We start from the raw sequence: 21051 nt of genomic DNA on the forward strand, positions 1-21051 counted from the left end.
ACCATCACGGATTCCGAGCGGGTCAAATCTACGCTGCGCACGAATACGGCCGATCGCCCCGCGTCGCAGATCCGCAGCGCGAGGTGCAGGCTCGGGCAAAGTCGGACGCTGTGTCACATAGCGCAAAAACGGGCGGCCACTCGCTGGCCAGCGTGTCGCCAGGTGGCCCGCGCGCGAACCGCGGCATTCGCGCGTCGCGGTAATCGTGCCGGCGGCGTCTGGTCGATACGCTGGTGAGATGGGAATCCGCCAGCTCACCACGACGCTCCCGTCGGTGACGTGGATTCCGCTCGCCCGCGCACACGCCGAGCGCGCCGACGCGATGACCGCCGGCCATCGCGCCCGCCGAGCGACCGGCGAGAAACACGCCATCGAGGATTTCCTGTACGACTATTACGGCACCCGCCCCGCGCAGCTACGCCGCTGGCATCCGGGCGTGGGCACCGGACTGGCGCCGACGCACGGAGGTCTCGCCGAGCACGCCGCCTGGAAGTTCTACCGCACCTACCCGGACGGCGTGGTCACGCTGGACGAGGACGCATACATGCAGGCCCGCGGCGAAAGCGTGCGGTACATCCACGGCCTGCTCACCGCGACCGCGAGCAGGCCGGTCTTCTCCGGCTGCTTCGGCCTGCACGAGTGGGCGATGGTCTATCGCTCGCCGGAGCACCGGCATCCGCTGCCGCTGCGCCTGGGCCAGGCGGAGACCGACCGTGTCGTCGAGCAGAACCCGATCCGGTGCACACACTTCGACGCGTTCCGTTTCTTCACTCCGGAGGCGGTCGGCCTGAACCGTCTGCAGCCGACCCGGGCGACCCAGGTTGATCTGGACCAGCCCGGCTGCCTGCACGCCGCGATGGACTGCCACAAGTGGGCCAGCAAACTCGGCGCCGCGGTGCCGGGCGCGCTGGCGCTGGACTGCTTCGCCCTGGCCGGTGACATCAGATTGCTCGACATGCAGGCGTCACCGTACGACCTGAGCTCCTACGGCTACCCGCCGGTGAAGATCGAGACGGCGGAGGGGAAGGCGGAGTACGTGGCCCGGCAGCGCGAGTTCGCCCGGCGCGCGGCGGGCCTGCGGACCCGACTCATCCGCGTCTGCGAGGAGTTGCTGGGCCCGGTCGCGGCGGCGGCGAACCGGGAGACGGTGGCCCCGCACAACCACCGCTGAGCGCGGACCGCCCGTCCTACTCCGCCGGGCCGCCGCGCCGGTTCTGCTTGATCTGCGCGCGCCGTTTCTTCTCCGCGATCCGCCGCTCGACCGCTCCCCGCGACGGCTTGGTGGGACGCCGGGTCCGTGGTGGCGGCGCGACGGCGCCCGCCACCACGCCCGCGAGCCGGGCCGCGGCGGCCTCCCGGTTGCGCAACTGGGACCGATGCTCCTCGGCGCTCACCGTGAGCACGCCATGCACCAGGCGGCGGCCGAGCCGGGCGGTCGCGCGCTCGCGCAGCGCCCGCGGCAGCACCTGTGACCCGGCCAGATCCCAGGACACCTCCACGCGGGAATCGGTGGTGTTCACGGACTGGCCGCCCGGCCCGCCCGACCGGGAGAACCGCCAGGACAGCTCGGCAGCCGGAATGATCAGGCGGTCGTTGACCCGTACGTCGTCCGGCACATCGCCAGCATGGCACCCTGCACGTACGACGGACCAGCGGAAAAGGATCGTGGGTGTCCGCCCGCCGCCGCGGGGCCGGCGCAATACTGGGGATCGGCGTGCATCGCCATGCACGCCGGTTGAGGGAGGTCGTGTGTCCGTTTCGCCCGCACCGGTCACCGGGACCGGATATCCGTGGCCCATCGAAAACGCGCGCCTGGACAACGGGTTGCGCATCGTGGTCAGCGAGGATCACAGCGCCCCAGTGGTGTGCGTGAACCTGTGGTACGACGTGGGTTCACGCCACGAGCCGGACGGACAGACCGGCTTCGCGCACCTCTTCGAGCACCTCATGTTCGAGGGCTCCACACACGTCGCCAAGACCGAGCACATGCGGCTGGTGCAGGGTTCCGGCGGCTCGCTGAACGCGACCACCAACCCGGACCGGACCAACTACTTCCAGACCCTCCCGGTGGAGCATCTCGAGTTGGCGCTCTGGCTGGAGGCCGACCGGATGGGCGGGCTGGTCCCGGCGCTCACCCAGGAGACGCTGGACAACCAGCGCGAGGTGGTGAAGAACGAGCGGCGGCAACGGTACGAGAACGTGCCGTACGGCGATGCGTGGCTGCGCCTTCTGCCACTGCTCTACCCACCCGGACACCCGTACCACCATTCCACGATCGGATCGATGGAGGACCTGAACGCCGCCGCCCTGGAGGCCTTCACGGCGTTCCACCGCGCGTACTACGCGCCCAACAACGCCGTCCTGACGGTGGTCGGTGACGTGGTGCCGGCGCAGGTGGTCGAGCTGGCGGAGCGCTACTTCGGGCGCATCGATCAGGTGACCGAGATTCCGCCGCCGCCCGGCAGCCATCTGACCGGGCAGGCAGGAGAACCGATGCGCGAGACGGTGACCGCGGCCGTGCCGGCACCCCGGGTCTACATCGCGCACCGCACGCATCCCTTCGGCACCGCCGGGTACGACGCGGCCACGGTGCTCGCCACCGTGCTGGGCGACGGCCGCGGCAGCCGGCTCTACCAGCGCCTCGCGGACGGCTCCCGGATCGCCCAGCCGGACTACGTGGGCGCGTACGGGGTGGATCTGGCGCACGCGCCGGCGCCGATCATCGCCACCGCCACCGCCAAGGACGGGGTGGACGGCAAGACCCTCGAAGAGGGCGTCGTCGAGGTGCTGGAGTCGCTGATCACCGAGCCGGTGACCGATGCCGAACTGGCCCGCGCGAAGGCGTTGCTCACCACATCGTGGTGGCACCAGATGTCCACAGTGGGCGGCCGTGCGGACACCCTGGGCCGGTACGCGACCCAGTTCGGCGATGCCGGCGCCGCCGCGTACCGGCTGCCCGGTCGCCTGGCGGTGACCGCCGAGGACATCGCCGATGTGGCCCGCACCATGCTCACGCCGTCGTCCCGCGTGACCCTGACCTACCTGCCCGGAGAGAACTCATGACGCTCATCGCCACCCGTCCCGGGCCGGGACCGGAACGGCCGTACCGCTTCCCATCGGTGGTCCGGGTCCCGGTCGGCGACGGCCTGGTCGTCGCCGCACACATGCCCGGCCACCTGATCGCCGGGGCTTCGCTGCTGCTGGACGCGGGCGCCTCGCGCGAGACGGCGGGCCGCGAGGGCACCGCCACGGTGCTGGCCAAGGCGATCGAGGAGGGCACCCGCACGCGGAACGCCGCGGCGTACGCGCTCGCCCTGGAGGGCCTGGGCGCGGAACTGTCCACATCGGTCGACTGGGACACCTTCCGGGTTGGCGTCTCGGTGCCCGCCGATGTGCTGCCCGGCGCGGTGGACCTGATGGCCGAGGCCGCGCGCACGCCGAAACTGGACGCGCACGACGTGGCGCGGGTCCGCGACGACGAGGTGACCGCGCTGCGCATGGACTGGGCGCAGCCGGGGCCGCGCGCGGACGCCGCGCTGCGGCGTGATCTGTTCGGCGCGGCGCAGCGGTACGGCCGGCCGATGCACGGCAGTCCGGAGTCCGCCGCGGCGGTGACCGCCGAGGACGTGCTCGCCTTCCACGAGCAGTGGCTGCGCCGTCCCGGGGTGCTGCTGGTCGCCGGCGATCTGGATCGGCTGGATCTGGCGGCGCTGGGCGCCGCGGCGTTCGCCGGCACTCAGGGCGGCGCACTCGCCGTCGAGGCTCCGCTGGACGTGCCGCAGCGCTCCCAGCGGCGCACCCTTCTGGTGGACCGCCCGGGGTCGGTGCAGTCGACGTTGCGCCTGGGGCACCGGTCGCCGCACCGGGCACACCCGGACTACGTGCCGAACATGCTGGCGGCGACCGTGCTCGGAGGCGCCTTCACGTCCCGGCTCAATCACCTCATCCGGGAGGTGAAGGGATACACGTACGGCATCCGGGCGGACTTCGCGACGACGCGCCGGTTCGGACGTCTCGGGGTGAGTTCGTCGGTGCAGACGGCGGTGACCGCACCGGCCCTGGCCGACACCGTGGGCGAGATCGCGCGCATGAAGCTCTCCGGCGTCACGCCCGAGGAGCTGGAGGTCGCCCGCACGTGGCGCGCCGGACAGCTCACGGTGGAGATGCAGACGCCGGGCTCGTTGGTGTCCGCGCTGGCCACGCTGGTGGTGCACGGGCTGCCGGACGACTACTACCCGGCCCTGCGGCAGCACCTGCTGTCGGCGACCGTCGAGCAGGTGTCCGCGGCCGCCGCCACGCATCTGCGTCCGCAGGAGCTGACGATCGTCGTCGAGGGCGACGCCGCGCTCATCCGCGACGAGCTGACCGCCGCCGGTCTCAGCAGCGAGATCCGCGACGTCGACGACCGGTGATCAGCACTGTGACGTGAACCGCGTTGCCGGCCGGGCACGAGCTCCCACCGGATAGCGTCACCGCATGACGATCACCAGCGCACCGGCCCCGACCCGGCCCGCACGCCGCGCGGTCGGCACCGCAGCGGTGTGGTTGCTCGTCCTGCCCAGCCTCGTCTGGGCGGCGATCCGGTTGGCCGGCGTGGAGCGCGGGCCGGTGGTGCAGGTGCTCGCCTTCACGCCGTACGCGGCCGCGGCGGCGTGGCTTCCCGTGCTGGTGGCGCTGCTCGTGCGCCGCTGGGCAACCGCCGCGGTGGGCCTGGTGGTGGCCGCCACGCTGGCCGCCTGTGTGCTGCCGCGGGCGGTGGCCGACGGCGACCGTGGCCCGCAGGCCGGGGTGCCGCTGCACGTGATGACCGCCAACATGCTCGCCGGTGGCGCGGACGCGGCCACCATCGTGCGCCTGATCCGGCAGCACGACGTTGCGGTGCTCGCCCTGCAGGAGTACACGCCGCAGGCGCGCGCCCGGCTGTCCGCGGCCGGGCTGGACGCGTTGCTCCCCTACGGCTCGCAGGCACCGGAGGTGGGCACCACCGGATCGGCGCTCTATTCCCGTTTCCCGGTCAGCGCGCCGGGCTCGCACCGCGGCGGTGGCGGCTTCCTGCAGGCGTACGCGACGGTCCGACCGCCCGGCACCGCGCCGCTCGCGGTCGAGTCCGCCCATCCCGTCGCCCCGTACGCGGTGGGCGTCCTGGCGGACTGGCGGGCCGACCTGTCGAGCGAGCCGCGCGCCGATCCGGACGGCCCGGCGCGCATCCTGCTCGGCGACTTCAATTCCACAGTGGACCACGCGCCGCTGCGGGCGCTCATCTCGCATGGTTACCGCGACGCCGCGGACGCCGTGGGCCAAGGGCTGGCCGGCACCTGGGGACCTTACGGCGGCCACCCGATCCCCCCGGTCACCATCGACCACATCCTGGTGGATCGCCGGATCGGCGTCCGCGATCTGCGGGTGCACGGGCTGCCCGGCAGCGACCATCGCGCGGTGCTCGCATCCCTGGTGCTGCCCCGCGCCTGACCTCCCGGCGCGGAGCTCAGGCCGGGCTGGTCGCCCGCGCGAGCCCGTAGGTGAGCGCGTCCACCAGCGCGTGCCAGCTCGCCTCGACGACGTTCTCGTGCACGCCCACGGTGGTCCAGTCCCGCTCGCCGTCGGAGGTCTCCAGCAGCACCCGGGTGACCGCGCCGGAGCCGTGTGACCCCTCCAGGATGCGCACCTTGTAGTCCGCCAGCTCGAAGGACTTCAACTGCGGGAAGTGCGGCAACAACGCCTTGCGCAGCGCCTCGTCCAGGGCGTTGACCGGCCCGTTGCCCTCCGCGGTGGCGATCACGCGCTCACCACGTGCCCGGACCTTGACGGTCGCCTCCGAGATCACCGCGCCGTCCTCGCGATGCTCGACCTGCACCCGGTAGGACTCCAGGGCGAACGGCGGCGCGAAACCGCCGCCGGGCAGCTCCCGCCGCACCAGCAACTCGAACGACGCGTCGGCCGCCTCGAAGGACCAGCCTCCGGCCTCCAGGTCCTTCACCCGGCGGGTGACCGCGGACAGCGTTTCCGGGTGGCCGGCCAGGTCGATGCCGAGCTCGCGGCTCTTCAGCTCGATGCTGGCCCGGCCGGCCATCTCGGTCACCAGGATCCGCATGTCATTGCCCACCACCGCCGGATCGACGTGGTTGTAGAGCAACGGATCCACCTTGATCGCGCTCGCGTGCAGCCCCGCCTTGTGGGCGAAGGCGGCGGCCCCGACGTAGGCCTGGTGGGTGTCGGGGGCGATGTTGGCGATCTCGGCGAGCGCGGTGGACACCCGCGTCGCGTTCTCCAGGCATCCGTCCGGTAGGACGTTCAGCCCGAGCTTGAGCTGCAGATTGCTGACGGTGGCGAACAGGTCCGCGTTGCCCGGCCGCTCGCCGTACCCGTTGGCCGTGCACTGGAAGTGCTTCACGCCCGCCTCCACGGCGGCCACCGTGTTCGCCACCGCGCACGCGGTGTCGTTCTGGCAGTGGATGCCGAAGCGGTCGACGCTCACGCCGGTGCGGCGCACCACGTCCCGCACCGCCTCGGTGATCATCGAAGGCAGCATGCCACCGTTCGTGTCGCACATGACGACCCGCTCGGCGCCGGCGTCGAACGCGGCCTTCGCCACCGACGCGGTGTAGTCCGGGTCATGCCGGAACCCGTCGAAGAAGTGTTCGCAGTCCACGAACACGCGGCGGCCGTGCCCCGCCAGGTGCGTCACCGTGTCCCGGACCATGGCCAGGTTCTCCTCGGCGGTGGTACGCAATGCCCGCTCGACGTGCCGGATGTCCGACTTTGCCACCACGCAGACCACCGGCGTGCCGGCCTCCAGCAACGCGCGTACCTGCGGATCCTCGGCGACGTCCAGGCCCGCCCGGCGGGTGGCGCCGAAGGCCACCAGCACCGCGTTCGTCAGCTCCAGCTCGGTCTTCGCGCGTTCGAAGAATTCGGTGTCCTTGGGCATCGCGCCGGGCCAACCGCCCTCGATGAAGCCCACGCCGAACTCGTCCAGAAGCCGCGCCACGGCGAGCTTGTCGACGACCGAGTAGCTGATGCCCTCGCGCTGGCCGCCGTCGCGGAGCGTGGTGTCGAAGACCTGGTAGTCCATCGGGATTCCTTTCCGGGAGGAGGCGGACCCAACAAAAAGACCCCCCGCGGTCGCGGGAGGTCTGCGCGTCGGCAAGTACGGGCCAGCGCGCTACATCTCAATAATGAGGACGTACGGGGTCACGGGATGAAGCATGCCACTTACCGCCGTCGCCGGAAGGGATGTTCCACCTTTCGGGACTACGGTGGGAGCCGTGACGTACTCCCGGAGCCTGACCTTCTCGACCGCATACAACTTCCGCGACCTGGGCGGATACTCCGGACTCGACGGCCGCACGGTGGCCTGGCGACGGTTGTTCCGCACCGACTCGCTGCACCGCCTGGACGACGCCGGCTGGGCCGCCTTCCGCGACCTGGGCGTGCGCACGGTGGTGGATCTGCGCCGCGCTTTCGAGGTCGAAAAGCACGGCCGGGTACGCCCGGCGGACGGGCTCACCTACCTGAACGCCGTGGTGGAGCACGTGGACTGGGACGAGGTCCCCTATTCCGCCGACGAGGTGCGCGCACGCTGGCTGGCTGATCGCTACCTCAACTTCACCGCGGACGGCGGCGACGGCATCGCCACGGCGCTGAGCGTCATCGCCGACCCGGACGCGGCCCCGGTCGTCGTGCACTGCATGGCGGGCAAGGATCGCACCGGCGTGGTGTGCGCGCTGGCGCTCGCCCTACTCGGCGTGGCGGACGAGGACATCGCGGCCGACTACGCCCTGACCGAGGCGCCGATGACGTCGCTGATGGCCTACTTGCGGGACAACAACCCGGCCGCCGTCGAGGGTGTGGAGCACCGCTTCGAGTGCCCGCCCGCGGCGATGCGGCTGTTCCTGGACGACCTGCGATCCGAGCACGGCTCGGTGGAGTCGTACGTGCGGCGGATCGGGCTGACCGGTGAGCAGGTGCAGACCATGCGCGCGACCATGCTCACCGGCCCCACGGACTGACCGGCGGTTGTTTCCGGCCCTTACCGCACCCGGTGGACCCAGCCGAAGGGGTCGTCGGCGCGTCCGCGCTGGATGTCCACCAGCTCTTGGCGCAGGCCCATGGTGACCTCGCCGGGTCCGCCGTCGGCGACGGTGAACTCGCCGCCCGGGTGCCGCACCGTGCCGATCGGGGTGATCACCGCGGCGGTGCCGCAGGCGAAGACCTCGCGGATGCGGCCGGAGGCGGCCCCGGTGCGCCACTCGTCGAAGCCCACCGGGCGCTCCTGCACCGCGCGCCCGGAGCGTTCGGCGAGCCGCAGCACCGAGTCCCGTGTGATGCCCGGCAGGATCGTTCCGCTCAGCGGCGGCGTGACAAGCGAGCCGTCGTCCATCACGAACATCACGTTCATGCCGCCCAGCTCATCGACGTACGTCCGTTGCACCGCGTCCAGATAGACCACCTGTTCGCAGTCGTGGGCGATGGCCTCGGCCTGCGCGGACAGGCCCGCGGCGTAGTTGCCGCCGCACTTGGCGGCCCCGGTTCCGCCCGGCGCGGCACGGGTGAAGTCCGGGCTGACCCACACGCTGACCGGCTGCACGCCACCGGCGAAGTAGGGGCCGACCGGCGAGGCGATCACCAGGTAGAGGTATTCCATCGCGGGGCGCACGCCGAGGAAGACCTCGCTGGCGAAGGCGAACGGCCGCAGGTAGAGGCTGCCGTCCTCGCTGTCCGGCATCCACTCCCGGTCGATCGTGATGATCTCCCGTAGCGAGGCCAGGAAGAGCTCCGTCGGCACCACCGGCATGGCCATGCGCGCCGCCGACTGAGCGAACCGGGCCGCGTTGGCGTCCGGGCGGAACATCGCCACGCCACCGTCCGGCGTGGGGTACGCCTTCAACCCCTCGAAGATCTCCTGGGCGTAATGCAACACCGCGGATGCGGGGTCCATCGGCAACGGCGCGCGCGCCTCGACGCGAGCGTCGTACCACCCCTTGCCCTCGGCATATCGCACGATGGCCATGTGATCCGTGAAGATGCGCCCGAATCCGGGGTTGGCGACCATCGCGGCGCGTTCGGCCGCACTCACGGGCGCCGCGCTCGGACGGATCTCGAAATCGATCTTGTCACCACCGCTCATGGCACGTGACCTGCTTTCTTCGAAGACTGGAGTGGGCTTGAATTTACCCCGAACGAGCGTTCAATGTCGTTCGCGGCGTGTGCGGCACCGCCGTGGTGGGTGCGGCCACGGCGGATCGAGCGTCTGTTCGGCGTACGCGGCATCGGGCGCGCCTGCCCGGCGCACCCGGTCGTCGGGTTGATCCCGGGAGGAGGGCTCGCCCTCCGCGGATTGTCGGCTCTGCCTGGGGTTCGGCTCTGCCGGTCAGGCCGCCGCGCCGGCGACACGGTCACCGACGTCGGCGGTACGCAGCGGCGTTCCCGGTGTGCGGGAGGCGACCTCGGCGGCGACCGCCTCGGATACTCGGCGCGCCTCATCGTCACGCCCGAGGTGTTCGAGCAGCAACGACGCGGAGAGGATGGCCGCCGCCGGATCGGCGATGCCCTGGCCGGCGATGTCCGGCGCCGAGCCGTGCACCGGCTCGAACGTCGACGGGTAGGCGCGTTCCGGGTTCACCGAACCGCTGGCCGCCATGCCGATGCCGCCGGTCACGGCAGCGGCGATGTCGGTGAGGATGTCACCGAAGAGATTGTCGGTCACCACCACGTCGTACCGTTGCGGGTTGCTCACCATGAACATGCTTGCCGCGTCGACGTGCTGATATTCCGTCGTGACCTCGGGGAACTCGGCAGCCACCGCGGCGAAGGTGCGCGCCCACAGGCTGCCGGCCTTGGTCAGGACATTGGTCTTGTGCACCAGCGTGAGGTGACGCCGCTCGCGGCGCTGGGCGCGGGCGAACGCATCCCGGACGACGCGCTCGACGCCGTGCCGCGTGTTGAGGCTCTCCTCGGTGGCGATCTCCGCGGGAGTGTCCTGGTGCAGGACGCCACCGGCGCCGACGTAGAGACCCTCGGTGCCCTCGCGCACCACGACCATGTCGATTTCACCGGGCTTCACACCGGCGAGCGGGCTCGTGGTGCCCGGCCACAGCTTCGAGGGACGAAGGTTCACGTACTGATCGAAGGCGAAGCGGAGCTTGAGCAGCAGGCCGCGCTCCAGCACACCGGGCGGCACGCTGGGGTCGCCGATGGCACCGAGAAGAATGGCGTCGTGACCGGCCAACTCCTCCTGCACGGAGGGGGGCAGCACCTCGCCGGTGCGGCGATAGAGACGGGCACCCAGGTCGTATTCGGTATAAGCGGCGCCGGGGAGCACGGCCTCAATCACCTTGCGAGCCTCGGCGGTCACCTCGGTGCCGATGCCGTCACCGGCCACGACCGCGATTCGGGCCACGCTCACGTCGCTCAACTCCCTTGTCAGCTCGCAACCCGCACGAGCCTAGCCGCCCGTCCCGCCCTCCGGTACGCCGGTCTCACTTAATGGGCATTAAGCGCATGCACCGCACGACTGGCCCCGCGCCCGGCGCCCGAGCGGCAACTTTCCCGGGACGCGAACAGCCCCCGGACCGCGGCAACGGTCACGGGGGCTGTTGCGACGAAAACGCGTGGCTCGCGCCCGCCGGGGGTGCTGCCGCCCGCGCAGCCGACGGACGCGTCACCCGAAGACGAGCCCGCCGCTCACGTGCGGCACCGACAACGCTAGCGATGCGGACTAATGTCGCGCAAGACGCATCTCCGCGTGTCGGAGCATGAACCGCCTCCGGTGGCCGTGGGTATGGCACCATGCGCCGGTGAGTTTCGACCTCGTGGTGTGGGCGATGGACAGGACGGACGCGCCGGACTCGGTGCGGGCGGCCAACGCGCGATGCGTGCGCGGCGAGCACCCGCAGCGTTCCGCCGATCCCCGTGTCGTCGCCTTCTATGACGCCCTGACCGCCGACTATCCGGATCGGGGCCCGCGTGCGGCCGCGCCCGGATCGCCGTGGGCCAGCGCGCCGTTGCACGCGGCCGCGGACCACATCACGATGCGGCTCGACGAGGGCTGCCCGGACGTGGTGCTGGAAACCATCGAACGGCTCGCCGCCGAACTGCAGCTCGACCTGCTGGATCTGCAGGACGGCACGGTCTACCCGCCGCCGGTGCGGGCACGCTGAGGACGCACCGCACCCGCAATCGCGACTATCCCTCGCGCAGGTCCACCACGCTGCCCCGGGACGAACCGATCGCCGCCGCCACCCGCGCCAGCAGATCCGCGTCGATGGAGGAGTCCACGGTCAACGCCATCAGCGCCTCCCCGCCCGCCGACCGGCGGCCCACCTGCATCGCCGCGATGTTCACGCCCGCCTCGCCCAGGATCGAGCCGATCGCGCCGACCACGCCCGGCCGGTCCACGTACCGGAAGAAGAGCAGCACTCCCTCCGCGGCGAGTTCCAGGGTGAAACCGTCCACCTCGGTCAGCCGGCGGATCTCGCGGACCCCGGTGACCGTACCGGCCACGCTCACCGCGCGGCCGTCCGGCAGAGCGCCGCGGACGGTGACCAGGTTGTGGTGTTCGGTGGTCTCGTCGCCGACCGCAAGCTCCACCTCGACGCCGCGATCCGCCGCGAGCTGCGGCGCGTTGACGTAGGTGACCCGTTCGTCCACCACCGGGGTGAACAGCCCCTTGGTGGCGGCGAGTTTCAGCACGCCCAGTTCGTGCGCGACCACCGCACCGCGGACCTCCACGGTCACCCCGGCGGCGATGCCGCCCGCCACGCCGGTGAACACCTTGCCGAGCCGTTCGGTGAGCGCCAGCAGCGGCCGAACCTCCTCCTCGACCACACCGCCGGCCTGCACGTTTACCGCATCGGGCACGAACTCGCCCTCCAGGGCCAGTTTCACGCTGCGCGCCACGGCCAGGCCGGCCTTGTCCTGCGCCTCCGCCGTGGAGGCGCCCAGGTGCGGAGTGACCACCACGTTGTCGAATCGGAACAGCGGTGAGGAGGTGACCGGCTCGCTGGCGAACACGTCGATGCCGGCACCGCCCACCTGGCCGCGGTCCAGCGCGTCGGCGAGAGCCCGCTCGTCGATCAAGCCGCCGCGCGCCGCGTTGACGATCCGGACGCCAGGCTTGACGTCGGCCAGCTCCTTCTCGCCGATCAGACCCATGGTCTCCGGCGTGCGCGGTAGATGCACCGAGATGAAGTCGCTCTCCCGCATGAGCTCCTCCAGCCCCACCAGCCGGATGCCGAGCTGGGCGGCGCGGGCGGGTTGCACGTACGGGTCGTAGGCGATCAGCCGGGTGCCGAAGGCCGCCATCCGCTGGGCGAACAGCACCCCGATCCGGCCCAGCCCGACGATCCCGACGGTCTTGCCCTGCACTTCCACCCCGGTGTACGCGGAACGGCGCCACTCGCCGCGTTTCAGCGCCGCACACGCGCTGGCGGTGTTGCGGGAGACCGCGAGAAGCAGCGCGACCGCCTGTTCGGCGGCCGAGACGATGTTGCTGGTGGGCGCGTTCACCACCATGACGCCCCGCCCGGTGGCCCCGGCGACGTCGATGTTGTCCAGTCCCACCCCGGCACGGGCGATCACCCGCAGGCTCGCGCCCGCCGCGATCACCGCGGTATCCACCTGGGTGGCGCTGCGCACGACGAGCGCTTCCGCGTCCGCCACGGCGGCGAGCAGCGCGCCCCGGTCGGTGCCGTCGACGTGACGGACGTCGAAGTCGTAGGCCAGCACGTCGATGGCAGCCGGCGCGAGGTCCTCGGCGATCAGTACGACGGGAGCCATCGGCTCTCCCTCCGGTCGCGGCGGTTTCGACCGGCGCTGGTCGACCTGCCGCGATCGTAAGCACGGAGGGCGGCCCCGCGGGATACCGTCCGCGGTGACCACCGTCACAGAATGGTAATCGCCCGTTTACATTTCGTGACGCATCGGTCAAGCGGCGCGGGGCGCCTCCATGCCCGGTATCCGGCCGCGCTCGATCGGCGGCGCCTGCGGCAGGCCGGCCATCGAGCGCCCGTCGAACTCCCGGAACGACTGCGCCTCCGCGTCCAGGGCGTCGTAGAGCAGGTCGAGCGCGAGGGTGCCGACCGGCGGATAGACCCGCTCGCGGGGTGGTTCCTGTCCGGTCTCCAGCGCACCCTGAGCGACCATGAATTCGATGATCGCCTGCCGCACGGAAGGCAACGTCACCGCCGAGTGATACAGCACGTTGAGCGCCTGCATCCGCATGCCCTGGACGTGTTCCTCGCCCTTGTTGTCGTGGAAGTGCGGGTTGCGAGTCTCGATCTGCAGAACCGGCACCGACGCCGCCATGACATCCGGGTTGGGGTTCTCCAACAGGCCGCCAAACTGCTCGAACAGGTCCATGTATTCGAACGGCTCGACCGCGAAACCGCCCGCCAGCCGCAGCTTGAGCCCGAGTTCCATGCTCATCGCGTGCTCGCCGGCGTTACCGGTGGCGATCACCTCGGTGCCGAAGCCCGAGTATTCGGCGAGGAACCGGTTCAGCCAATCATTGGTGATCGCCGAGCTGCGTCCCTTGCGGCTGAAGAAGAGGCGGCCGTCCTTGAGCTTCGGCTTGGAGTGCCAGGAGATGCGCACCATCGAGAACGGGCTGTTGGCCAGATGGAGACCGGCCGCGTACGCCTTGCAGTACTCGTGCACGGCGCCCGGCACGTAGTTGTCCGCGTCGACATATCCCAGATATTTGCGACCGGTCATCGCGGCCAGCGCCATGCCGATCAGCATCGCCTCGCCCTTGCCGTTGCGAACCAGGCCGTCGTCGGCGATCAGCTCGGCCATCCCGGCCGCCTTGAAGGCCGCGGCCAGGCCGGGGTCCTTCTGATGCACGGTGACCGCGGACCGGCCCGCGAGGCGGCAGAACTGTTCCACCGTCTGCGCCTCGATCTCGTACCGGTCGACCGGCAGGCGATCGCTGTTGGAGACCAGAACGATCAGACAATCGTGCGGGACGCCGGACAGCACCCCCTCGATGACGCTGCGCGTCTCGTTCATGCACGGGACGACGATCACCATTTCGTTCTCGACCGCCCGCAGGGCTTCGGGCGGCACGACACGGCTGCCCGCCGAGGACACGGGCAGCAGGCCGGCGTGGTCCCCGGCACCAGAGTCAAGCTCGATCACTCTCTGGAGCTCATGAATCCGGACCGCGCCGAAGCGCTCACTCCGGAAAGAATCAGCCAGTCGCATGCGGCGAGGCTACCTGCCGAAGTCCGTCGACAAGACCCCAATCAGTCGACAATTCGATTACGGCGTTGAACAGGTAAGCAGGACGTAACAAGCACGTTTCAGGTAATCGTTCGGTGACGCGATGCGCCCGGTCAGGGCGTTGACCGGGCGCATCGCGTTTGACGATCAGCGGATCCCATCGGCGTCCGCAGTGACCCTAAACGGTCACCGCCTAAGTGCCTTCGGGAGCGCCACTCAGGCCGTCTCGGTAATTGGCCGATCGACCCACGACATCATGCCGCGCAGCTTTTTCCCGGTTACCTCGACGGGGTGTTCGGCGCCTTCTTTGCGGTACTGCGCGAGGGCCGGTCCGCCCGCCTCGTCGTCGGCGATCAACTCGCGGGTGAACTCGCCCGACTGGATCTCCGAGAGGATCTTCTTCATCTCCTCCTTGACCCGCCCGTCGATCACCCGCGGGCCGCGGGTGTAGTCGCCGAACTCCGCGGTGTCGGACACGCTGTACCGCATCCGGGAGATGCCGCCCTCATACATCAGGTCCACGATGAGCTTGAGCTCGTGCAGGCACTCGAAGTACGCGATCTCGGGGGCGTACCCGGCCTCGGTGAGCACCTCGAAGCCGGTCTGCACCAGCGCCGCCGTGCCACCGCAGAGCACCGCCTGCTCGCCGAACAGGTCGGTCTCGGTCTCCTCCTTGAAGGTGGTCCGGATGACGCCCGCGCGGGTCCCGCCGATCGCCTTCGCGTACGACAAGGCCAGTGCCAGCGCGGTGCCGGAGGCGTCCTGCTCCACGGCCACCAGCGCCGGCACGCCCTTGCCGTCCACGTACTGACGGCGCACCAGGTGGCCGGGCCCCTTCGGAGCGACCATCGCCACGTCGACGTCCGCCGGCGGCTTGATCAGCTCGAAGCGGATGTTCAGGCCGTGCCCGAAGAACAGCGCCTTGCCGCCGCTCAGGTGCGGCTCGATCGACTCGGTGTAGATCTTGCGCTGCGCGGTGTCCGGCGCCAGCACCATGATCACATCGGCCCAGGCCGACGCCTCGGCCGGCGTGAGCACGCGCAGGCCCTGCTCCTGCGCCTTGGCCCGGCTCTTCGAGCCCTCCTTCAGGCCGATCACGACGTCGACGCCCGAGTCGCGCAGCGACAGCGAGTGGGCGTGGCCCTGACTGCCATACCCGATGACGGCGACCTTGCGCCCCTGAATCACGGACAGGTCGGCGTCGTCGTCGTAGAACGTTTCCGCGGTCATGACTTTCCTTCCGGTGTCGCTATTTGGGCTGTCTAAGCCGCGCGCAGCGCGGGTCCGGTGGTGATCGACCGCGAACCGCGACCGATCGCCACCAGGCCGGACTGGACCATTTCCTTGATCCCGTACGGCTCCAGGTCGCGCAGCAACGCGTCCAGCTTGTCGGGGTTGCCGGTGGCCTCGATGGTGAGGGTGTCCGGAGCGACGTCGATCACCTTGGCGCGGAACAGCTCCACCGTCTCCATCACCTGGCTGCGCTGCACCCGATCGGCGCGCACCTTGACCAACAGGAGTTCCCGCTGGACCGATTGCACCGGGTCCAGCTCCACGATCTTCAGCACGTTCACCAGCTTGTTGAGCTGCTTGGTCACCTGCTCCAGCGGGGAGGAGTCGGCGTTGACCACGATCGTGATGCGGGAGACGTCCGGGTTCTCCGTCTCGCCCACGGCGAGCGAATCGATGTTGAAGCTGCGCCGGGAGAACAGGCCGGACACCCGGGCCAGGACGCCGGGCTTGTTCTCCACCAGCACCGACAGCGTGTGCATGGTCATCGGGCTCCCCTTCTCAGAGTTCGTCTTCGTCGAAGTTCGGCCGCACGTCCCGGGCGAACATGATCTCGTCGTTGCTGGTGCCGGCCGCCACCATGGGCCACACCATGGCGTCCTTGCCGACCGTGAAGTCGATCACCACGGGCGCGTCGTTGATCTCCATGGCAGCCTGGATCGTCTTGTCCACGTCGGCCGCCGTCTCGCAGCGCAGGCCCACGCACCCGAGCGCCTCGGCCAGCTTCACGAAGTCCGGGATCCGGTGCTTGTGCGTGCCCAGTTCGGTGTTCGAGTACCGACCCTCGTAGAACAGGGTCTGCCACTGCCGCACCATGCCCAGGTTGCCGTTGTTGATCACGGCGATCTTGACCGGGATGCCTTCCAGGGCGCAGGTCGCCAACTCCTGGTTGGTCATCTGGAAGCACCCGTCGCCATCGATGGCCCACACCGTGGTGTCCGGCTTGCCGACCTTGGCGCCCATCGCGGCGGGCACCGCGTAGCCCATGGTCCCGGCGCCACCGGAGTTGAGCCAGGTGCCCGGCTTCTCGTACGAGATGAACTGGGACGCCCACATCTGGTGCTGGCCCACTCCGGCCACGTAGATCGCCTCCGGCCCGGCCAGCTTGCCGATCCGCTCGATCACGTACTGCGGGGCAAGGGTTCCGTCGGTGGGCTCGTCGTAGCCCAGCGGGTAGCGCTCGCGCAGATCGTCAAGCTGCCCCCACCAGGCGGCGTACGCGCCGGTGCCGCCGGAGCCACCGGACACCGCCGCGATCAGCTCGTCGATGACGTGCCGCGCGTCGCCGACGATCGGCACGTCGGCGTGCCGGTTCTTGCCGATCTCGGCCGGGTCGATGTCCGCGTGCACCACCTTGGCGTCCGGGGCGAACGAGTCGAGCCTCCCGGTGACCCGGTCGTCGAACCGGGCGCCGAGGGTGACCAGCAGATCCGCCTTCTGCAGCGCGTACACCGCGGGAACCGTGCCGTGCATGCCCGGCATGCCCAGATGCTGGGGATGCGAATCGGGGAAGGCGCCCAGGGCCATCAGGGTGGTGACCACCGGGATGCCGGTCTGCTCGGCGAGCCGGCGCAGCCCGTCGGTGGCGCCCGCCTTGAGCACGCCGCCGCCCACGTACAGCACCGGCCGCTTGCTCTGCGCGATCAGCCGGGCGGCCTCGCGGATCTGCTTGCCGTGCGGGTGCAGGGTGGGCCGGTAGCCGGGCAGGTCCAGGTCGGTCGGCCAGGTGAAGATGGTCTGGGCCTGCAACACGTCCTTGGGAATGTCCACCAGCACCGGGCCGGGTCGGCCGGTGGACGCCAGGTGGAAGGCCTGGGCGAGCACCTGCGGGATCTCCTCGGCGTGCTGCACCAGGAAGTTGTGCTTGGTGATCGGCAGCGTGATGCCCTGGATGTCCGCCTCCTGGAAGGCGTCCGTGCCGATCGACGGCCGGGCCACCTGCCCGGTGATCGCGACCATCGGCACCGAGTCCATGTACGCGTCGGCGATCGGCGTGACCAGGTTCGTCGCGCCCGGACCGGAGGTCGCGATGCAGACGCCCACCTTGCCGGTCGCCTGCGCGTACCCGGTCGCGGCGTGCCCCGCGCCCTGCTCATGACGCACCAGGATGTGCCGCACCTTGGAGTCGTAGAGCGGGTCGTACGCGGGCAGAATGGCCCCGCCGGGGATGCCGAACGCCACCTCCACGCCGAGAGCTTCGAGCGACCGCACGAGGGATCCGGCACCCGTGGTGGAAGTGGGCTGCGCCGCGGCACCGGCCTGCGCGGCACCGGCCTGCGCGGCGGCCGGGCTGACCCGCTGGGCGAGTGTCTCGGGGGTGGGTGGTCTCGTCATGACTGCGACCTTTGCGTCGAGATTGGTCCTGCACTTGAGCAACAAAACCTGTACTTGAGCAAGAAAAAAGGCCCTCGTGCCGGTGCGGCACGGGACCTAGCGCGTCTTCCTCCTCGGGACCCGGTGCCTGGGCCGGTGTCGCACCCGCGAGTGTCGTCCTCGTGGGACGGACGCGGGCTCGGCTCCGGCGCACCGGGCGCGGAAGAAAACGCGCTCAGATAAGTACTCGGGATGACAAGCACATGCGGCTAAGCCTGCCCCATCTCACGCGACGAGTCAACCGATCCCACATGCTGGTCACCCGCCGGTGGTTCGAACTCCTGCTCCGCCGGCAGAACCGCTCTGAGCTGCCGCATTCCGGGACCGAGATGCACCACCTGACTGCGTGCGGTGGCACCGGCCGGCGGCGCGGACCGCGGCGCCGGAACCGGCCGCGTCACCGGCGCCCGCAACGGCCGCAACTGCGCCTCCAGGTGCTCGGCGGGCACTCCCCAGCCGAACAGCGAGCCCTGCCCGAGTCGGCAACCGGCCTCCTCCACCACGGCGCGCTGCGCCGGTGTGCCGATGCCCTCGGCGAGCACTTCGAGACCCAGCCGGTGCCCCAGCCGCACCACCACGTCGACAAGCGGCGCGGCCATGCCGGTGCGTGACTCCGGCTCGGCCACCAGGGCATGGTCGATCTTCAGGATGTCGACCGGGAGATCACGCAACTGCCCCAGCGACGAGTAGCCCGCCCCGAAGTCGTCCAAGGCGATCCGCACTCCGGTGCCACGCAACTCGGCCAGCCGGCGGACCAGCTCGTCCATGTCGGTGGCCACCGCATGCTCGGTCACCTCCAGCACCAGCCGCTGCGACGGTACGTCCCACTCGGCGAGCACGTCGGCCACCTGACCCGCGTAGTCGGCGGCGTGCAACTCCTTGGGCGACAGGTTCACCGACACCCAGACGTCGTGCCCGGCGGCCAGCCACGACGCGAGCTGCCGGCAGGCTTGCCGCAGCACCCACGCGCCCAGCCGGTTGATCAGCGCGGACTCCTCGGCCACCGGGATGAACTCGTCCGGACGCACGTTGCCCAACGTCGGGTGATGCCAGCGCAGCAGCGCCTCGGCGCCCACCGGACGCATCGACGGGAGGGCCACCACGGGCTGAAAGACCAGCCGCAGTTCGTCCCGTTCGATCGCGTGGCGCAGCTCGTGCTCCAGGGTGCTGTGCCGGCGCAGCAACTCGTCGTAGCGCACCTGATAGCGCTCGACCCGGTTCTTGCCGCGCTGCTTGGCGTACCGCAAGGCGAGATCGGCATTGCGCATCAGCTCGTCGGCGGGCCGCCGGCCGGTGTCGTCCACCGCCGCCGCCACGCCCAGGCTGGCGGACAGGAAGACCGAGGTGTCGTCCACGTCATACGGCTCGTTGAGCACCGCCAGCAACCGGCTGGCCGCCAGCACCGCCTCGTCCGGACTGGCCCACATGAGCACCGCGAACTCGTCACCGCCCAGCCGCGCGGCCAGATCACCGTCCAGCAGGTTGCGGCGCAGCCGCCCGGCCACCTCGGCGAGTACCGCGTCCCCGACGTCGTGCCCGCGCACGTCGTTGACGTTCTTGAACCCGTCCATGTCCAGCGTGACCAGGGTGTGCGGCAGCTCCTGCGCGTACGCGTCACGTAGCGCCTGCAGCAGCCCGCGCCGGTTCGCCAAGCCGGTGAGCGGATCGGTGTGCGCCAGCTCCCGGAAGTGCGCCTCCCGCTCCCGCAACTGCAACGTGTAGCGCCTGACGTCGGCCAGCGCGAGATATTGCCGGCCGACCAGCAGGATCCCCTCGACGCCGGTCACCGCCAGCCCGGCCACCGTGATCGTGCCGCCCGCGCTCAGGTGGTACGCCGCGGCGGCGATCATGCCGATCATCGGCACGAACGCGTACCCGGTGCCGCGCCGCACCACATCGCCCTCCACCCGCACCGGCCGGTTCGCGACCCGCACCGCGCGGGCGATCACGATCAGGCCGGCCGGCAGCAGCAACGCCCCGGCCAGCAGCACGGCCAGCCACCGGTCGCCGATGCCACCGGACAGTGCCGCGCCGGCCACCGCGACCAGGCTCGTCCCCACGGCCACCCGCACCGTCCCCCGACGCGGCCGGTGCGCGTGCAGCGCCAGCACCACGGCGAGCCCGATCGCCACCGCGGCCACCGCCACCGGAAGCAGGAACGAGGAGAATCCCGCATCCGCCGCCTCATCGCCCAGCAGACAGGTCGGCTCGGACACCAGCACCCAGCCGACGAACCACAACGCGGCGGCGATAATCATGCCGTCCAGCAGATGACGCACCGCCGCACCGCGGTTCTCCGCCGCGCCCGGCAGCACCAGGGTGCCGACCAGCAGGGTGAGCGTGCCGAGCGCCATCGCGGCGGCGAGCGCCGGCGCGAGCAGGTCACGATCGTGGCGGCTGGCCACGAGGACGCTGAGCAGACCGGCGAGCGCCGCGGCGGTGACCAGAGCGCCGCCGGCCGCCAGCAGAAGATGTGCCCGGCGCGCGGCAGACGTATGCTTTCGTCCGGAATCGGCCAGCAGAGCCACCGCCGGGACCGCGATCACCAGGCTCGCCAGCCCGGCCAGCTCCACGCCGGACGGTGAGTGCACGCCAACACTCTGCCGGATCTCGCGCCGTTTCGGGAGACCCTCCAGGGCCCTTTGCCCTTCTTCCTCCGACGCCCTCGCGATGTCACGCCGCGCGGAGCCGCCCCCACGCTGCCCGGAGTCGCCCGCCCCGCGTGCCGCGTCGCCCGCGCCCCCGTCCCCGTCGCGGCGGCCGTGTGGCGCGTCACCCGCCCCGCCGCGTCACCCGCGCCCCCGTCCTCGCCGCGGCGGCCGTGTGGCGCGTCGATCTTGGCCTTTGTGTGCCCCATTCAGGTGCCCATGGCGGCATAAGTCGGACCGCAAACCTCAAGATCCACGGGCCCGCTGGCCCCACACGGCCGTCACGAGGGGCGCCCCCGGAGACCGGGCGTCGATCATGGAGTTTGTGGTCGGACAAGTCGGTTGTGGCGTACCGAATCGGGCACACAAAGGCCAAGATCGACGCGCCGCACGGGTGACGCGCCGGGAGCGGGGACGGGGGCGGGGCGCGCGGGGACGGGGCACGGGCGGGCACGGGCGGGGCGGGCGGGGACGGGCGCGGCGCGGGCGGGGACCGGGGCGGGCACGGGCGGGGATGGGC

At 70.8% G+C, this 21051-nt stretch carries 16 protein-coding genes; 6 read left to right on the forward strand and 10 right to left on the reverse strand.

Annotated features, from left to right (window positions below; all coding sequences use genetic code 11):
• Positions 1-238: 238 nt before the first annotated feature.
• Entirely contained in the window at positions 239-1171 is a 933-nt protein-coding gene (locus tag IEY73_RS26055; RefSeq protein ID WP_189081957.1) for a 3-methyladenine DNA glycosylase, read from the forward strand.
• 16 nt (positions 1172-1187) lie between these two features.
• Here the strand turns inward: IEY73_RS26055 and arfB are convergent, their stop codons facing one another.
• On the reverse strand, positions 1188-1616 hold the full coding sequence (gene arfB, locus IEY73_RS26060; RefSeq protein WP_189081958.1) for an alternative ribosome rescue aminoacyl-tRNA hydrolase ArfB: 429 nt from the start codon (positions 1614-1616) through the stop codon (positions 1188-1190).
• A 133-nt stretch (positions 1617-1749) separates the two neighbouring features.
• On the opposite strand from arfB, the gene IEY73_RS26065 reads away from it, so the two are divergent.
• The 3 genes from IEY73_RS26065 to IEY73_RS26075 all read left to right on the forward strand — a co-directional run bounded on the left by IEY73_RS26065 (position 1750) and on the right by IEY73_RS26075 (position 5469).
• Complete coding sequence (locus tag IEY73_RS26065; protein WP_189081959.1) at positions 1750-3063, forward strand: M16 family metallopeptidase; 1314 nt, start codon at positions 1750-1752, stop codon at positions 3061-3063.
• On the forward strand, positions 3060-4412 hold the full coding sequence (locus IEY73_RS26070; RefSeq protein WP_189081960.1) for a M16 family metallopeptidase: 1353 nt from the start codon (positions 3060-3062) through the stop codon (positions 4410-4412). The genes IEY73_RS26065 and IEY73_RS26070 overlap by 4 nt, the downstream gene beginning before the upstream one ends.
• 64 nt (positions 4413-4476) lie before the next feature.
• Positions 4477-5469 carry an endonuclease/exonuclease/phosphatase family protein gene (locus tag IEY73_RS26075; RefSeq protein ID WP_189081961.1) on the forward strand — a complete coding sequence of 331 codons (993 nt, stop codon included), beginning with the start codon at positions 4477-4479 and terminating at the stop codon, positions 5467-5469.
• Positions 5470-5485: 16 nt separating this feature from the next.
• On the opposite strand, the gene cimA is transcribed toward IEY73_RS26075, so the two are convergent.
• Entirely contained in the window at positions 5486-7072 is a 1587-nt protein-coding gene (cimA, locus tag IEY73_RS26080; protein ID WP_189081962.1) for a citramalate synthase, read from the reverse strand.
• A 193-nt stretch (positions 7073-7265) separates the two neighbouring features.
• Between cimA and IEY73_RS26085 the strand changes: the two genes are divergently transcribed.
• Positions 7266-8009: a tyrosine-protein phosphatase gene (locus IEY73_RS26085; protein ID WP_306661540.1), complete on the forward strand. Its 744-nt coding sequence runs from the start codon at positions 7266-7268 to the stop codon at positions 8007-8009.
• A gap of 20 nt (positions 8010-8029) precedes the next feature.
• Here IEY73_RS26085 and IEY73_RS26090 read toward each other — a convergent pair whose 3' ends face one another.
• Both IEY73_RS26090 and IEY73_RS26095 read right to left on the reverse strand, forming a co-directional pair.
• Positions 8030-9127 carry a branched-chain amino acid aminotransferase gene (locus tag IEY73_RS26090; protein WP_189081964.1) on the reverse strand — a complete coding sequence of 366 codons (1098 nt, stop codon included), beginning with the start codon at positions 9125-9127 and terminating at the stop codon, positions 8030-8032.
• Positions 9128-9370: 243 nt separating this feature from the next.
• Positions 9371-10405 (reverse strand): 3-isopropylmalate dehydrogenase, encoded by a 1035-nt coding sequence (locus IEY73_RS26095; protein WP_189081965.1) that lies wholly within the window; start codon positions 10403-10405, stop codon positions 9371-9373.
• A 418-nt stretch (positions 10406-10823) separates the two neighbouring features.
• On the opposite strand from IEY73_RS26095, the gene IEY73_RS26100 reads away from it, so the two are divergent.
• Positions 10824-11159, forward strand: a complete 336-nt coding sequence (locus IEY73_RS26100) for a hypothetical protein (protein WP_373292878.1) — start codon at positions 10824-10826, stop codon at positions 11157-11159.
• A gap of 25 nt (positions 11160-11184) precedes the next feature.
• Here IEY73_RS26100 and serA read toward each other — a convergent pair whose 3' ends face one another.
• From serA to IEY73_RS26130, 6 genes are all read right to left on the reverse strand, one after another.
• Positions 11185-12777, reverse strand: coding sequence for a phosphoglycerate dehydrogenase (serA, locus tag IEY73_RS26105; RefSeq protein WP_189081967.1), 1593 nt, complete (start codon positions 12775-12777; stop codon positions 11185-11187).
• A 147-nt stretch (positions 12778-12924) separates the two neighbouring features.
• The gene (mpgS, locus tag IEY73_RS26110) at positions 12925-14202 is read right to left on the reverse strand and encodes a mannosyl-3-phosphoglycerate synthase (RefSeq protein WP_189081968.1); all 1278 of its coding nucleotides are present in this window, start codon (positions 14200-14202) and stop codon (positions 12925-12927) included.
• 234 nt (positions 14203-14436) lie between these two features.
• On the reverse strand, positions 14437-15450 hold the full coding sequence (ilvC, locus tag IEY73_RS26115; RefSeq protein WP_189081969.1) for a ketol-acid reductoisomerase: 1014 nt from the start codon (positions 15448-15450) through the stop codon (positions 14437-14439).
• A 32-nt stretch (positions 15451-15482) separates the two neighbouring features.
• Complete coding sequence (gene ilvN / locus IEY73_RS26120; RefSeq protein ID WP_189081970.1) at positions 15483-15998, reverse strand: acetolactate synthase small subunit; 516 nt, start codon at positions 15996-15998, stop codon at positions 15483-15485.
• A gap of 13 nt (positions 15999-16011) precedes the next feature.
• Positions 16012-17844 (reverse strand): acetolactate synthase large subunit, encoded by a 1833-nt coding sequence (locus IEY73_RS26125; RefSeq protein WP_189081971.1) that lies wholly within the window; start codon positions 17842-17844, stop codon positions 16012-16014.
• 248 nt (positions 17845-18092) lie between these two features.
• A complete protein-coding gene (locus IEY73_RS26130; RefSeq protein WP_229716168.1) occupies positions 18093-20474 on the reverse strand; it encodes a putative bifunctional diguanylate cyclase/phosphodiesterase in 2382 nt (793 codons plus the stop codon).
• Positions 20475-21051: the final 577 nt, after the last annotated feature.

The sequence above is a fragment of the Mangrovihabitans endophyticus genome, assembly GCF_014646155.1.
GTDB classification, from domain to species: Bacteria; Actinomycetota; Actinomycetes; order Mycobacteriales; family Micromonosporaceae; genus Actinoplanes; species Actinoplanes endophyticus.

Excerpts from the sequence above, each read along its gene's own strand:
- ilvN (WP_189081970.1), bottom strand. The coding sequence starts at position 15,998 with ATGACCATGCACACGCTGTCGGTGCTGGTGGAGAACAAGCCCGGCGTC.
- serA (WP_189081967.1), bottom strand. The coding sequence starts at position 12,777 with ATGGCTCCCGTCGTACTGATCGCCGAGGACCTCGCGCCGGCTGCCATC.
- IEY73_RS26075 (WP_189081961.1), top strand. The coding sequence starts at position 4,477 with ATGACGATCACCAGCGCACCGGCCCCGACCCGGCCCGCACGCCGCGCG.
- IEY73_RS26125 (WP_189081971.1), bottom strand. The coding sequence starts at position 17,844 with ATGACGAGACCACCCACCCCCGAGACACTCGCCCAGCGGGTCAGCCCG.
- cimA (WP_189081962.1), bottom strand. The coding sequence starts at position 7,072 with ATGGACTACCAGGTCTTCGACACCACGCTCCGCGACGGCGGCCAGCGC.
- ilvC (WP_189081969.1), bottom strand. The coding sequence starts at position 15,450 with ATGACCGCGGAAACGTTCTACGACGACGACGCCGACCTGTCCGTGATT.
- IEY73_RS26055 (WP_189081957.1), top strand. The coding sequence starts at position 239 with ATGGGAATCCGCCAGCTCACCACGACGCTCCCGTCGGTGACGTGGATT.
- IEY73_RS26070 (WP_189081960.1), top strand. The coding sequence starts at position 3,060 with ATGACGCTCATCGCCACCCGTCCCGGGCCGGGACCGGAACGGCCGTAC.
- IEY73_RS26090 (WP_189081964.1), bottom strand. The coding sequence starts at position 9,127 with ATGAGCGGTGGTGACAAGATCGATTTCGAGATCCGTCCGAGCGCGGCG.
- IEY73_RS26100 (WP_373292878.1), top strand. The coding sequence starts at position 10,824 with ATGGACAGGACGGACGCGCCGGACTCGGTGCGGGCGGCCAACGCGCGA.
- mpgS (WP_189081968.1), bottom strand. The coding sequence starts at position 14,202 with ATGCGACTGGCTGATTCTTTCCGGAGTGAGCGCTTCGGCGCGGTCCGG.